The organism is Neisseria sp. HMSC070H10, from assembly GCF_001837635.1.
GTDB classification, from domain to species: domain Bacteria; phylum Pseudomonadota; class Gammaproteobacteria; order Burkholderiales; family Neisseriaceae; genus Neisseria; species Neisseria subflava_A.
On sequence record NZ_KV833360.1, the window covers coordinates 47,098 to 59,872 of the forward strand.

A 12,775-nucleotide genomic window follows, 5' to 3' on the forward strand; every position below is an offset into this window, starting at 1 on the left:
CGATTCAAATCCGAAAATCAGCCCCAATAGAAAAACGCCATGACCGATATTCTCAACAAAATCCTTGCCACCAAAGCAGAAGAAGTGGCCGCCCAAAAAGCCGCCGTTTCCTTGGAAGACATCAAAACCCAAGCGCAGGCTGCTGCGCCGGTTCGCAGCTTTATCGGCTCGATCCGTGAAAAACACGCGCAGAATCTGCCTGCCATTATTGCCGAAGTCAAAAAAGCCAGCCCGAGCAAAGGCCTGATCCGTCCTGATTTTCATCCTGCCGAAATTGCTGTTGCCTATGAAAAAGCGGGTGCGGCCTGCTTGTCCGTATTGACGGACGAACCTTATTTCCAAGGCTCGCCCGAGTATTTGAAACAGGCGCGTGCGGCCGTGGCGCTGCCGGTCTTGCGTAAAGACTTTATCATCGACGAATACCAAATTTATCAGGCGCGCGCGTGGGGTGCGGATGCGATTCTTCTGATTGCCGCCGCATTGGAAGCCGAGCAGCTTGAGCGTTTTGAAGCCGTTGCCCACGAATTGGGCATGACTGTCTTGTTGGAGTTGCACGATGCGTCCGAGCTGGAAAAATGCCGCAACATGACCACGCCGTTGTGGGGCGTCAACAACCGCAACCTGCGTACGTTTGAAGTGACCCTGCAACAAACCCTCGACCTCTTGCCTGAATTGAACGGCAAAACCGTTGTAACCGAAAGCGGCATCCGCAACAAAGAAGACGTCGATTTCATGCGCGGCCACGGCGTGCATACTTTCCTGATCGGCGAAACCTTTATGCGTGCCGACGACATCGAAGCCGAAGTCAAAAAACTGTTTTAAACCCTAAAAAACATCAGGCCGTCTGAATTTTCAGACGGCCTGAATCCATTGGAGACGAGAAAAAATGTTTACCGTACAGCGCATTTACGCCTATCAACCCGATTCTAAACAAACCGCCGTCTTTATCGACCGCCTCTATCCGCGCGGCGTCCGCAAAGAGGTTTTTGCCACTGCGCTCTGGCTGAAAGACATTACGCCCAGTGCAAACCTGCGCCGCTGGTATCACGAAAATCCGGCTCAAAATTTCGACGGTTTTGTCAGCCGTTATCATGAAGAGCTGCATGGCGATACGGAGCAAGCCGCCATCAAGCGGCTGCTGGATTTGGAAAAACAACACGGCAATATCTTGTTGCTGACCGCCATCAAAGACCCTCGACATTCCCACGTCTCCGCACTGGCTCAATTTTTGGGTGCAAGGTTTGAATATCGCGATTAAAAAATCAGTATTTGGGCTGAATACAAAAAGGCCGTCTGAAATCAAGGTTTCAGACGGCCTGCTATTTTCAAATCAAGAAGGATAAGGGTGTGCCACCAATTTTCCGTCTATGTATTCGCCGATATAGACTTGCGAGGCTTCAAGGTGGAGGCGGTCGAGTTCCTGTTGCAACCATTCTTCATCACGCTTAATGATTTCGAGGATGTCGGGGTCGACTTGGCCGTCTGTAATCAGTGGATAGCGCAGGCTTTCATCGCCGTACTGAATGACGGTGAGCTGGCCGTTTTGCTCCATGACGGCGCGTTTGATGGAAGAGATTTCGTAGATGCCGGCGGCGCGGAGTTTGAACATGAGGTCGTGTGCGCTGATGCCGTTTTTCATGCATTCATCGGTTTGGATTTTGCCGTTGACGATAACCCAGACGGATTTGCCGTCAATGATGGATTTGACCCAGCGGTTGTGGTTTTTGATGAATTTCAGACTCAAGACCAACAGCGTCCACAAAATCAGCACGAGGAAAAATTGCAACAGGCCGACGCTGTCGCTGTAAATCACGCCACCGATGATGCCGCCGAGTACATAGTTTTGCACTTGGTCCATGGCGGAGGTCGGCGCGAGGTTGCCTTTACCTAAGAGGTTGATTTGCAAAATCAAACCTAAAATACCCATCAGTAGTTTGAGGGCGAGCAGGGAGTATGCTTCCATGTGTGTATCCTGTTATTCTTTATCGATGAGTTCGATATTGTTGTTGACCAAATTGATGGGCGTCAGCGTGTAGGCGGAGAAGTCTTGATTGAAATGGACTTCGTAGTATTGGTTTTTGATGCCGATAATCATACCGTTGGACAGGCGCGTGCTGTTGACGATAATGTCTTGTTTTTCGACTTTTTGGTTTTCAATCAAGGCATTGAGAAAGCCAACCATGTGCGAAGTATCGGCGGCAAAGTTTTGACGCTCGCTGTACGAAAGATATTGCGTGCCGCAGATGAGGATGAGCAGCAGCAGCGCAATTATGCTCAGGTCGCGGTATTTGGTGTCCATGCGGTGGCGCAGGTATTGCGATACGGCGAGCAGGAGGATGACGAGGGCGGCGAAAATCAGGATGTATTTCAAGTAGTCGTTGAAATACATATGATTTTCAAGATAAAAGTGAGAAAAGAATTTCATGGTATTTGATAAATTTGGGAAGGGTAATAAGGCCGTCTGAAACTTAAATTTCAGACGGCCTCGTCTATTAAACAAGGATGTTGCGTTAAGTTTTCAAAATAGGGTGTTTTTAAAGCGGTATCAGTTGATAAATTCGTCGTCCTTCATTTTCTTTTCGGATATGTATTTAATTGTACATTCATACACATATATATTTTTGATAGGTATTGGGTAGTATCACGGCAAGATCTTCCAGTGTCCAATTTCTATTGGACTGAAAGGTGGGAGAGTTTAATTCTTGCTGTTCGATTTTTTGCCACTCTGTGTTGGCTTTTGGGGCGAATTCTTTGGTAGTTTTTTCGAATGCGCGAATACCGATACGGTTTCTCTTGCTGTATATTCTGCCTGCCAAGTAACGTTGTTCAGGAAACTCATGCTCATGCCCCTTCAAGTTACCACTGCAATAGTTTTGAGTAGCTTCAGTATCAGCCAGCCGATCGGCATCGTGTAAAACAGCAAGATAGTGGCTTTTACCTTGCAAAATCAGCCAAGCTGCGAAGCCATAAGTATTGTATTTATGCTTACCACCGTACACCAAAGATAGCGCAGACCAAATTAATCTATTGGGACTGGCAATAATTGTGCATTCGTACATCTTAAAGAAATAATCAAAATATAATAAATCCTCATCTGGTAAAGATTCCAATAACCGATTCAAGTTTTGGTTGAATTCTCCAATATTGCGAGATTCAGGACGTGCTTGATCAATGATGTTCCAAAAATCGTTGATTGTCATGGCTCCAATCTTCCGAACAATCCGAGACAGGCATAGATGCCGAGTTTAAACACGTTCTTTTTCCAAAATGACGACGTAGGCTTCACGCACGAAAAACAGCAGCATGCGGCGCTGATCTTTTTCCATGGTAACGACCTTCCAGCCTTGCGAAGCGTGGCTGTTGAGGAAATCGCTGAATTTGACCGGATTGATTTTGGCGCTGCCAAAAACCAAACTGGAAAGCAGGTTCTCTTGATAAATGACGGCTTTATATTCTTTCATTTTACTCCTTATTATTCAACTGAGGTAATACGGAGCCTTCGCCCAATGCCAACAAACCGCTTTGCGAGTAAATACCCAGTTTGGCGCGGGTGTCGGTGATGTCGAGGTTGCGCATGGTCAGTTGGCCGATACGGTCGAGCGGTGTGAACGCTGCGTCTTCGACTTTTTCCATGCTCAGGCGTTCCGGTTGGTAGGTCAGGTTAGGCGATTCGGTGTTCAGAATCGAATAGTCGTTGCCGCGGCGCAGTTCGAGGGTAACTTCGCCGGTGATGGCTTTGGCAACCCAGCGTTGGGCGGTTTCGCGCAACATGAGGGCTTGGCTGTCAAACCAACGGCCTTGGTAGAGCAGGCGGCCGAGGCGCAGGCCGTTGATGCGGTATTGTTCGATGGTGTCTTCGTTGTGGATGCCGGTAACCAAACGCTCGTAGGCGATGTGGAACAATGCCATGCCCGGGGCTTCGTAGATGCCGCGCGATTTGGCTTCGATGATGCGGTTTTCGATTTGGTCGCTCATGCCCAAGCCGTGACGGCCGCCGATGCGGTTGGCTTCGAGGAAGAGTTCGACAGGATCGGCGTATTCTTTGCCGTTTAATGCAACCGGCACGCCTTCTTCAAAGCGCACGCTGACTTCTTCGGGTTTGACTTCGACGTTTTCGTCCCAGAAGGCAACGCCCATGATGGGCTTAACGATTTTGATGCCGCTGTTGAGGAATTCCAAGTCTTTGGCTTCGTGGGTGGCACCCAGCATGTTGGAGTCGGTAGAGTAGGCTTTTTCAACCGACATTTTGTAGTTGAAGCCGTTGGCAATCAGAAATTCGCTCATTTCGTGACGGCCGCCGAGTTCGTCGATAAATTGTTGGTCGAGCCAAGGTTTGTAGATTTTTAACGCCGGATTGGTCAACAGGCCGTAGCGGTAGAAACGCTCGATGTCGTTGCCTTTGTAGGTGCTGCCGTCGCCCCAAATGTTAACATCGTCTTCTTTCATGGCGGAAACGAGCATGGTGCCGGTAACGGCGCGGCCCAAAGGCGTGGTGTTGAAGTAGGCGATGCCGCCGGTGGAAACGTGGAACGCGCCGCATTGGATGGCGGCGATGCCTTCGTGTGCCAACTGCGCGCGGCAGTCGATTAGGCGGGCATTTTCCGCACCGTATTCCATCGCTTTTTTGGGAATGGCGTTGTAGTCGTCTTCGTCGGGCTGACCGAGGTTGGCAGTGTAGGCATAAGGCAGCGCACCTTTGAGTTTCATCCACAACAGCGCGGCAGAGGTATCAAGACCGCCGGAGAAGGCGATGCCGACTTTTTGACCGACGGGGAGATTTTGTAAAATGGTATGGTTTTGGCTCATTGGGATTCCTCCAGACTTGAAAAGTTGAAACCATTATCTTATAAATGGATAAGATAATCTACTTTGATGCCGTCTGAAAAAGCATTCAGGTTTTCAGACGGCATTTGTCCGCAATTATTGATGGTGCTATCTGACGCTGAATGCAATGAAGCATACTGCCCAAACCGAAGCAGCTGCCAAAGGCCACAACAAGTAGCCTTTTTGCCCGGTCAAACGCCACATTTCATCTGCATTGGTTGCAACAAAAAACAACCACAAAAAACCAAGTAAAATATCCGTAAAGACTGCCAGTGAAAAAATCATACGGTTTGCAGGCAAGAGGCTGAATGCGTTCAGAACAACCCATTGTATAAAAAATGTGGAAAGCGTAGCATATTTGGCGCGAAAATTGACTGCCCGTTTGTCTTGATGAATTTTACGGCGAATAATCAAATACTGAACAATCAGCACAAACGTACACACAAAAAGGCTGATAATGAACATGAAAAACGCAAAAATGCCGATTACAAACATGAGCCTCTCCTATTCGTTGCACCTAATAAGCAATATTGGAACAGTAATCATGGGGAATCATGAATAGCCTTTAGGCAGAAGGAAAGATTATGAAAGACCGACAGCATTTGTTCAACCTCATCATCATCGGCGATGAAATCCTGCACGGCAGCCGTCAAGACAAGCATTTCGCCTTTTTTAAATCTTTATTGGAATCGCACGGGCTGAAGCTCAATCAGGTGCAATATCTGCCTGACGAACCCGATTTGCTGGTCAAACAACTGCGCCGCAGTTTTTCAGACGGCCTGCCGACTTTCGTGACCGGCGGTATTGGTTCTACGCCTGACGACCACACGCGCCAAGCCGCAGCGGCTGCTTTGGATTTGCCTGTCGTCCGCCATCCTGAAGCCGCCAAGTTTATCGAAGGCGTGACCCAGAAACGCAGCGAGCCGTTGGATTCGCCGGAACACGCCCAACGCCTGAAGATGGCGGATTTTCCCGAAGGCGCGGAATTGGTGCCCAATCCGTTTAACAACATCGCCGGATTTTCCATCCGCGAGCATTATTTCTTCCCCGGTTTCCCCGTGATGGTGCACCCGATGGCGGAATGGGTATTGGAAACTTATTATGCCGACCGCTTCAACCAAACCGAACGCGGCAGCCGCAGCGTGTATGTGTTCGACCAACCCGAATCGCGCATTACGCCGATTATGGAACATCTTGAGCGTACCTACGCAGGTATCCGTTCGTACAGCCTGCCCACAGTGGGCCGTACCGATTCAGACGGCCGTTATACTCCGCCGCATATCGAGTTCGGCATCAAAGCGGAAGGCGAGGCCTGCCGCTTGCTGGATGTTGCGTGGGAAGATGCGTTGCAGGGTTTGCAGGCGATTGGCGCGACTTTGAAAGAAACGGTGGAATAATGCACTTATCCCCAGCCCAATCCAGACGCGCACTGACTTTTGCCTCTTTGCTGTTTTTGCCGCCGACCCTCATCATCGGCATTTGGCTGGCACAATATGGCGGCTTCGCTTTTGAACCGCCGCTGATGCACGCTGTCCATGCCCACGCGGGCACATGGTTTGATCCGATTGCCACCGTGTTGCACTATCTGGGCAAAACCGCGATTGCCGTGCCGCTGATCGGCGCAGTCGCCGCAGCCCTGTATTTTGCCGATAAGAAGCGCGAGGCACTGTTTTGCGTGTTGGCGGCATTGGTGCCGACTTTGAATATGCTGATTGTGAAGGTATGGTTTGCCCGCGAACGTCCGCTGCTTTGGCCGCGCCTGATTGAAGAGAGCAATTTTTCCTTCCCCAGCGGCCACAGTACGTTTTCCGCCGCTATTGCCGTCATGTTGATATTGCTTTTCCGCCGCACGCGCTACCGCCGCGCCGCTTGGATAGGCGGTATTTCCTTTGCCCTGCTGACCGGGTTTTCACGCATTTATTTGGGCGTGCATTATCCCACCGACGTTTGGGCAGGCTGGACAAACGGTACGCTGACTGCCTTTCTGGTGTATATGCTCATCTTCAGGCCGTCTGAAAAATAGAAGAAACGAATTATGAATACACGTTCACCCAACACGCCTTATTGGCTCAGAAATGGCCATGCCGACACCCTGTTTGCCAAGCTGCTGCAAGGCAAGGCGCCCGACTACCGCCGCGAGCTTCTGCCCGACAGCACCGGCAAAACCCAAGTTGCCTACGATTTTGTCGACAGCGCCGACCCCGATGCGCCGTTGGTGGTTTTGTTCCACGGACTGGAAGGCAGCAGCGAGAGCCATTACGCGGTCGAGCTGATGAAAGCCGTACAGCAGCGCGGTTGGAACGGCGTGGTTGCCCATTTCCGCAGTTGCGGCGGCATAGAAAACACCGCGCCCGTGTTCTACCACCTCGGCGATACGCCTGAAATCGCCTTTATGCTCAACACGCTGGCACAACGCTATTCAACCATCTACGCTGTCGGCGTTTCTTTGGGGGGCAATGCCCTGGCCAAATATTTGGGCGAGCAGGGCAGCAATGCCGTTCCGCGCGCTTCTGCCGTTGTTTCCGCGCCGGTTGATGCCGTGGCCGCAGGGACGCGTTTTGATCAGGGCATGACGCGACTGATTTACACGCGCTATTTTTTAAACTCGCTGTTGCCGAAAGCCCGAGCGATTCCCCGGTTTCAGACGGCCTTAAGCCAGCAAAACTGCAAAACGCTTGGCGATTTTGACGACCGCTTTACCGCGCCGCTACACGGTTTTGCCGACCGTCATGATTACTACCGCCGCAATTCCTGCAAACCGTTTCTGAAAGGCGTGGATACGCCGCTGCTGCTGCTCAATGCCGTCAACGACCCTTTCCTGCCGCCGGAAGCCCTGCCGACCGGGCGGGACGTGTCCTCGGCTGTTACGCTGCTGCAACCGGCATACGGCGGTCATGTCGGCTTTGTCAGCCGCGATCAAGGCCGTCTGAATCTGCAATGGCTGCCGCAAACGGTGTTGGACTATTTCAAACAGTATCAGCCGTAAATAAAAAAGGGCGTGTATGCCGACATGTCCTTAGAGTGTAGAAAGTAAAAAGGCCGTCTGAAAACGAATTTCAGACGGCCTTTTGAATGGCTTGATTATTTGCCTTTGTCGGCTTTGGCTTCTTTTTTCAGAGAAGCGTACAACTCAGGGTCGCGGTTTTTCAGCAGGGAAGCAACGGCTAAGTCGTCACGGTTTACTTTAGCCAAATCTACGCGCTCGATGTGTACCAAACGCAGCAATTCGCGTACAGGTTTAGGCATATTGCGGCCGGACTCGTAACGGGAACCACCAGATTGAGTCACACCAATGCGACTCCAGAAGTCCATTTGGTTCAGGCCGAGTTTTTTACGGATATCGCGGATATTTTCAATTTTTTCGAACGATTTCATGAATCTTCCTTATTGTGGTATTTAGTGTATGCCATTAGGCATAAAAAAGGTCTGCAAGAATGCCGGCATCCTTTTCCCTATTGTTTTTTGGGGTGATATGTGGGCGTATTGCAAATGGCTGATCTAGATAATTAGACAGTATATTCGAAAGAAGTTTTCTGCTGTCTGCCATAATTTGTGTAAATATTTCTTAATTCATTATTTCAGTAAAATTTTGTTATATAAATCATTAAATTATGCGTTTATCTTAGATATGGCATAAGCAAATTTTTACATAATTAAACAATTCAATCTGGGTAAAAACTTAATTTCGAGTTTTTATTCGGTTTTCTGGATTGAGAATGCGAATAAATTTTAGGCCGTCTGAATCTATGTTTTCAGACGGCCTGAAGGTTTTTTCAAGGTTAAGGCTTACCGCTGGCAGGGCTGACGGTGAGGATTTCGTAGCCGGTTTCGGTAACCAAAACTTCGTGTTCCCATTGGGCGGAGAGGGAGCGGTCTTTGGTGACCACTGTCCAACCGTCGTTCAGGATGCGCAGATGGCGTTTGCCTTGGTTGATCATCGGCTCGATGGTGAAAATCATGCCCGGTTTGAGGACGAGGCCCTCACCTTTGCGGCCGTAGTGGACCACTTGCGGCGCTTCGTGGAAACCGCGGCCGATGCCGTGTCCGCAGAATTCCTGTACTACGGAGTAGCCGGCATTTTCGGCAACCTGTTGGCAGGCATAGCCGACATCGCCGAGGGTAGCGCCGGGTTTGACCGCTTCGATACCTGCCATCATGGAGGCGTGGGTCACGTCGATCAGGCGTTGGGCAATCGGGGAGACTTTGCCGACGGTAAACATACGGCTGGAGTCGCCGTGGAAGCCATCTTTTTTAATGGTCAGGTCGATGTTGACGATATCGCCTTCTTTCAGCGGCTTGTCGTCGGGAATACCGTGGCAGATAACGTGGTTGACGGAGGTGCAGCAGGATTTTGGGTAGGGCGGGTTGCCGTAGTTGAGGGGGGCCGGATAACCGCCTTGAACGTTGACGTGGTAGTCGTAAACGAGTTTGTCGATTTCGTTGGTGGTGACGCCGGGTTTGACGAATTGGCCGATGTAATCGAGGGCTTCGGCGACCAAGCGGCCGAGTTCGCGCATTTTTTCGATTTCTTCGGGGGTTTTGATGATGACTTTGTCCATGAGGTTTCCTTCTTGTTTCAGACGGCATGGAGGCCGTCTGAACGGGACGGGTGTGCCGTCTGTTTAAAACAGGTTGTCGAGATTGTCTTTGTTGCGCGGTTTGGTTTGTGGTTTGGCCTCAGGCTCGGCTTTCGGAGTCGGTTTGGACTCGGGGACTTTGGCTTTTGCCGGTTTGTTTTCTACCGCTTGTGCGGCAGGTTTGCTGTCTGCGGCTTTGTTTGCTACCGGCTGGCTGTCTGCTTGAGGTATGTTTTGAGCGGCAGGGCTGCTGTTGTCGGATTGTGTGTTTTCTGATTTGTCGGCTTCAGCGCGTTTGTTTTCTGTGCGTTTGCCGCGGTGTGTAGTGGGGCGGTCATTTTTTACACCTTCTTCCGCTTTTTCGCCTTTTTCGTCCTGTGGGACGACAGGGTTTCCGGAGGCGGTTTTTGCGTCGCCTTCTTGGGCGGGTTGGACGGTTTCAAGTTCGATAGTGCCGTTGGGGCGCCAAACTTCAATGCGTGTGTCGGTTTGTTCGGCAGGGCTTTTTTCGGGTACGTCGGTTTTACTGGAGTTTAGGGTGCTGAATATGCCGGCAACAAGGGCTGCGACGGCGATAAAGCTGACAAGGAATAAAGCGCGGATTAGGTGTTTGGGCTTAAGTTGGAAAGGGGTTTTATTATTCTTTGACATGATGGGTCGGGTAATCGTTGGAGGAATGGCCGTCTGAATATTCAGACGGCCCCGGGTTGCCTGTGAATCAGTTGGCAACGTAGTTTTGATAGAGGGTCACGACTTTTTGTACGCCGACGGTCGTGCTGACTTTTTGGGTCACGCGGGCTTGTTCGTCCGGCGTGAGGATGCCCATCACATAGGTCACGTTGCCATAAGTCACGATTTTGACGCGTGCTTGGGTGGCCGGGCTGAGGCCCAACAGGGTGGCGCGGACTTTGGATGTGCCCCAGGTATCGTTAGTCACATCGCCGAGCGAACGCGCTTGTGAGGCAACGGTGATGTAGTTGTACACGCCTTCTGCGGCTTGTTCGGAACGGGCGATGCGTTCAACAAATTGTTTTTCGCCTTCGGTAGCCACTTGGCCGAGCAGGAGCAGGTGGCGGTTGTAGCCGACAACGTTCAGTTTGGGCTTGTAGCCTTCGACTTGGTTGTTTTGGCGCAGGTAGGAGCGTGCGGTGGTTTCGACGCGCAAGGCCATAACGTTGTCGTCGGTTTGCGCGCCGGTGGTGCGGCGGTCGACGGCGGATTTGGTGCCGACGGCAGCACCGCCGATCAGTGCGCCGACGCAGCCGCTCAGACTCAGGCTCAAAAGGGTCGCAGTCAGAACGGGGAGGGCGTAGCGTTTGATATTCTTCATATCCTTTTCCTTGGGTATGGACGGTTGGGTGTTCAGACGGCCTTTAAGGGATGGGCCGTCTGAAAAGAAAGGGTTACATGCCTTCAAGCAGGACGGAGTCGATGCAGTCGCACATGGCGTGAATCAGCAAAATATGGTTTTCCTGAATGCGGGCAGTACGCGGATAAGGGACGTTGAGCAAAACGTCGGTATCTTTGAGCATGGCGGCGATTTTTCCGCCGTCGCGGCCGGTCATGGCGATGACGTGCATATCGCGTTCGTGTGCCGCTTTGATGGCTTCAATGACGTTGGCGGAATTGCCGGAGGTGGAGATGCCGACCAATACGTCGCCGGCACGTCCGAGCGCGCGCACTTGTTTGCTGAATACATGGTCGAAACCGTAGTCGTTGCCGATGGCGGTCAGGGCGGAAGTGTCCGTCGTCAGCGCGACAGCGGCCAATTCCATGCGTTCTTTTTCAAAACGGCCGGTCATTTCTGCGGCGAAGTGTTGCGCGTCGGCAGCCGAACCGCCGTTGCCGCAGGCCAGGATTTTGCCGTCGTTCATCAGGCATTGCAGCATCAGCTCGGCGGCCTGTGCGGTCGGCTCGACCAGTACTTTTTCGGCTTCCTGCTTAGCGCGGATGCTCTCGGCAAAATGTGCGGAAACGCGTTCTTGTAATGTTGTCATGAGGTTAACCTGTAATATTTTGAATCCATTCGGGCGGGCCGTCACCCTCGATCAGTACCGCGTCTAGGCGGCAGGGCGCATGGTTTAACCCGTGCTTTTGCAGATAATACTCTACACTTCGTTGCAATTTCAATAATTTGGACGGCGAGATGCTGTATGCGGCACCACCGAAACCTCGGTTTTTGCGGTATTTTACTTCAACAAACACAATCGTACCGCCGTTTTTGACGATTAAATCGATTTCGCCGTAGGCGCAATGCCAGTTCCGCACCAGCAGCGAGCAGCCTTTGTTCAGCAGGAATGCCAGCGCCGCATTTTCGGCCGCCGCCCCCTGTTTGTGGTTTAAGCGCATGAAAAGTTTACCCGTTATATAATCATTGTTTTTAAAGAGACGCCGTTTCAGACGGCCTTGAATCTATGTACACAAAACACCTGCAAAAAGCCGTCGACAGCATCGAAAAACAGACATTATACGTTGTCGCCACACCCATCGGCAATTTAGCCGACATAACGTTGCGCGCACTGGCCGTGCTGCAAAAGGCCGACATTATCTGCGCCGAGGATACCCGTGTTACCGCCCAGCTTTTGAGTGCGTACGGTATTCAGAGCAAACTCGTGAGCGTTCGCGAACACAACGAGCAGCAAATGGCCGACAAAATCATCGCCCATCTTTCAGACGGCCTGAGCGTCGCCCAAGTTTCGGATGCGGGTACGCCTGCGGTTTGCGATCCCGGTGCAAAACTTGCCGCCCGCGTGCGCGAAGCCGGATTTAAAGTGGTGCCTGTGGTCGGCGCAAGCGCGGTCATGGGGGCGTTGAGCGTGGCCGGTGTGACGGAATCCGATTTTTATTTCAACGGTTTCCTGCCGCCTAAGGCCGGCGAACGCCAAAAGCTGCTGGCCAAATGGACGGAAGCCGATTTTCCGATTGTGATGTTTGAAACGCCGCACCGTATCGAAGCAAGCCTTGCGGATATGGCCGCGCAGTTCCCCGAACGCCGTTTGACTTTGGCGCGCGAAATCACCAAAACATTTGAAACCTTCCTCAGCGGCACGGTTGCCGAAATCCAAGCCGCCCTTAAAAACGACAGCAACCAAACGCGTGGAGAAATGGTGCTGGTGTTGCACCCTGCTGTGAAAGAGAAACACAGCGATTTGCCCGAGGCGGCGCAAAATACCATGAAAATCCTTGCGGCTGAGTTGCCGACCAAACAGGCCGCCGAGCTTGCCGCCAAGATTACCGGCGAAAGCAAAAAAGCCTTGTACGATTTAGCGTTGGAGTGGAAACGGATTTCAGACGACGCTTGAGGTCTTGCAGGCTTATTTCTCTCAACCTGTGGTGTGAACGATGCGACGATTTCCTACAGGCAAGGCTGGGTA

At 51.5% G+C, this 12,775-nt stretch carries 18 protein-coding genes; 6 read left to right on the forward strand and 12 right to left on the reverse strand.

Annotated elements, in window-relative coordinates:
• Window positions 1-39 precede the first annotated feature (39 nt).
• Together trpC and HMPREF2606_RS02340 are read left to right on the forward strand one after the other, a co-directional pair.
• The gene (gene trpC / locus HMPREF2606_RS02335) at window positions 40-822 is read left to right on the forward strand and encodes an indole-3-glycerol phosphate synthase TrpC (RefSeq protein WP_070712211.1); all 783 of its coding nucleotides are present in this window, start codon (window positions 40-42) and stop codon (window positions 820-822) included.
• A 64-nt stretch (window positions 823-886) separates the two neighbouring features.
• Window positions 887-1,258 carry a DUF488 domain-containing protein gene (locus tag HMPREF2606_RS02340; protein ID WP_070712212.1) on the forward strand — a complete coding sequence of 124 codons (372 nt, stop codon included), beginning with the start codon at window positions 887-889 and terminating at the stop codon, window positions 1,256-1,258.
• Window positions 1,259-1,330: 72 nt separating this feature from the next.
• Here the strand turns inward: HMPREF2606_RS02340 and HMPREF2606_RS02345 are convergent, their stop codons facing one another.
• From HMPREF2606_RS02345 to HMPREF2606_RS02370, 6 genes are all read right to left on the reverse strand, one after another.
• The gene (locus tag HMPREF2606_RS02345) at window positions 1,331-1,963 is read right to left on the reverse strand and encodes a DUF421 domain-containing protein (protein ID WP_070712213.1); all 633 of its coding nucleotides are present in this window, start codon (window positions 1,961-1,963) and stop codon (window positions 1,331-1,333) included.
• A 12-nt stretch (window positions 1,964-1,975) separates the two neighbouring features.
• Window positions 1,976-2,425 (reverse strand): DUF3290 domain-containing protein, encoded by a 450-nt coding sequence (locus HMPREF2606_RS02350; RefSeq protein ID WP_070712214.1) that lies wholly within the window; start codon window positions 2,423-2,425, stop codon window positions 1,976-1,978.
• 178 nt (window positions 2,426-2,603) lie between these two features.
• The gene (locus HMPREF2606_RS02355) at window positions 2,604-3,200 is read right to left on the reverse strand and encodes a DUF4240 domain-containing protein (protein ID WP_003749374.1); all 597 of its coding nucleotides are present in this window, start codon (window positions 3,198-3,200) and stop codon (window positions 2,604-2,606) included.
• 45 nt (window positions 3,201-3,245) lie between these two features.
• Complete coding sequence (locus tag HMPREF2606_RS02360) at window positions 3,246-3,461, reverse strand: DUF4177 domain-containing protein (RefSeq protein WP_003749376.1); 216 nt, start codon at window positions 3,459-3,461, stop codon at window positions 3,246-3,248.
• Window position 3,462: 1 nt separating this feature from the next.
• Window positions 3,463-4,806 carry an argininosuccinate synthase gene (gene argG / locus HMPREF2606_RS02365; RefSeq protein ID WP_004520241.1) on the reverse strand — a complete coding sequence of 448 codons (1,344 nt, stop codon included), beginning with the start codon at window positions 4,804-4,806 and terminating at the stop codon, window positions 3,463-3,465.
• A gap of 126 nt (window positions 4,807-4,932) precedes the next feature.
• The gene (locus HMPREF2606_RS02370) at window positions 4,933-5,319 is read right to left on the reverse strand and encodes a hypothetical protein (RefSeq protein ID WP_070461245.1); all 387 of its coding nucleotides are present in this window, start codon (window positions 5,317-5,319) and stop codon (window positions 4,933-4,935) included.
• Window positions 5,320-5,408: 89 nt separating this feature from the next.
• Between HMPREF2606_RS02370 and HMPREF2606_RS02375 the strand changes: the two genes are divergently transcribed.
• Genes HMPREF2606_RS02375 through HMPREF2606_RS02385 form a run of 3 tightly spaced genes read left to right on the forward strand, consistent with a single transcriptional unit; the run spans window position 5,409 to window position 7,810 of the window.
• Window positions 5,409-6,221 carry a competence/damage-inducible protein A gene (locus HMPREF2606_RS02375; protein WP_070712215.1) on the forward strand — a complete coding sequence of 271 codons (813 nt, stop codon included), beginning with the start codon at window positions 5,409-5,411 and terminating at the stop codon, window positions 6,219-6,221.
• Window positions 6,221-6,847: a phosphatase PAP2 family protein gene (locus tag HMPREF2606_RS02380; RefSeq protein ID WP_070712216.1), complete on the forward strand. Its 627-nt coding sequence runs from the start codon at window positions 6,221-6,223 to the stop codon at window positions 6,845-6,847. Before HMPREF2606_RS02375 ends, HMPREF2606_RS02380 begins: the two co-directional genes overlap by 1 nt.
• Window positions 6,848-6,859: 12 nt before the next feature.
• Entirely contained in the window at window positions 6,860-7,810 is a 951-nt protein-coding gene (locus tag HMPREF2606_RS02385) for a YheT family hydrolase (protein WP_070843252.1), read from the forward strand.
• Between the two features lie 95 nt (window positions 7,811-7,905).
• Here HMPREF2606_RS02385 and HMPREF2606_RS02390 read toward each other — a convergent pair whose 3' ends face one another.
• The 6 genes from HMPREF2606_RS02390 to HMPREF2606_RS02415 form a co-directional block, all read right to left on the reverse strand.
• On the reverse strand, window positions 7,906-8,199 hold the full coding sequence (locus tag HMPREF2606_RS02390; RefSeq protein WP_003684039.1) for a helix-turn-helix domain-containing protein: 294 nt from the start codon (window positions 8,197-8,199) through the stop codon (window positions 7,906-7,908).
• A 404-nt stretch (window positions 8,200-8,603) separates the two neighbouring features.
• On the reverse strand, window positions 8,604-9,383 hold the full coding sequence (gene map, locus HMPREF2606_RS02395; protein ID WP_003749385.1) for a type I methionyl aminopeptidase: 780 nt from the start codon (window positions 9,381-9,383) through the stop codon (window positions 8,604-8,606).
• 63 nt (window positions 9,384-9,446) lie between these two features.
• On the reverse strand, window positions 9,447-10,052 hold the full coding sequence (locus HMPREF2606_RS02400) for a hypothetical protein (RefSeq protein ID WP_070843253.1): 606 nt from the start codon (window positions 10,050-10,052) through the stop codon (window positions 9,447-9,449).
• Window positions 10,053-10,119: 67 nt separating this feature from the next.
• Window positions 10,120-10,731: a BON domain-containing protein gene (locus HMPREF2606_RS02405; RefSeq protein WP_049330858.1), complete on the reverse strand. Its 612-nt coding sequence runs from the start codon at window positions 10,729-10,731 to the stop codon at window positions 10,120-10,122.
• Between the two features lie 73 nt (window positions 10,732-10,804).
• Window positions 10,805-11,398, reverse strand: a complete 594-nt coding sequence (locus HMPREF2606_RS02410) for a phosphoheptose isomerase (RefSeq protein WP_003749391.1) — start codon at window positions 11,396-11,398, stop codon at window positions 10,805-10,807.
• A 4-nt stretch (window positions 11,399-11,402) separates the two neighbouring features.
• A complete protein-coding gene (locus HMPREF2606_RS02415) occupies window positions 11,403-11,750 on the reverse strand; it encodes a YraN family protein (RefSeq protein WP_070583744.1) in 348 nt (115 codons plus the stop codon).
• A 65-nt stretch (window positions 11,751-11,815) separates the two neighbouring features.
• Between HMPREF2606_RS02415 and rsmI the strand changes: the two genes are divergently transcribed.
• A complete protein-coding gene (gene rsmI, locus HMPREF2606_RS02420) occupies window positions 11,816-12,703 on the forward strand; it encodes a 16S rRNA (cytidine(1402)-2'-O)-methyltransferase (RefSeq protein WP_070843254.1) in 888 nt (295 codons plus the stop codon).
• Window positions 12,704-12,775 lie beyond the last annotated feature (72 nt).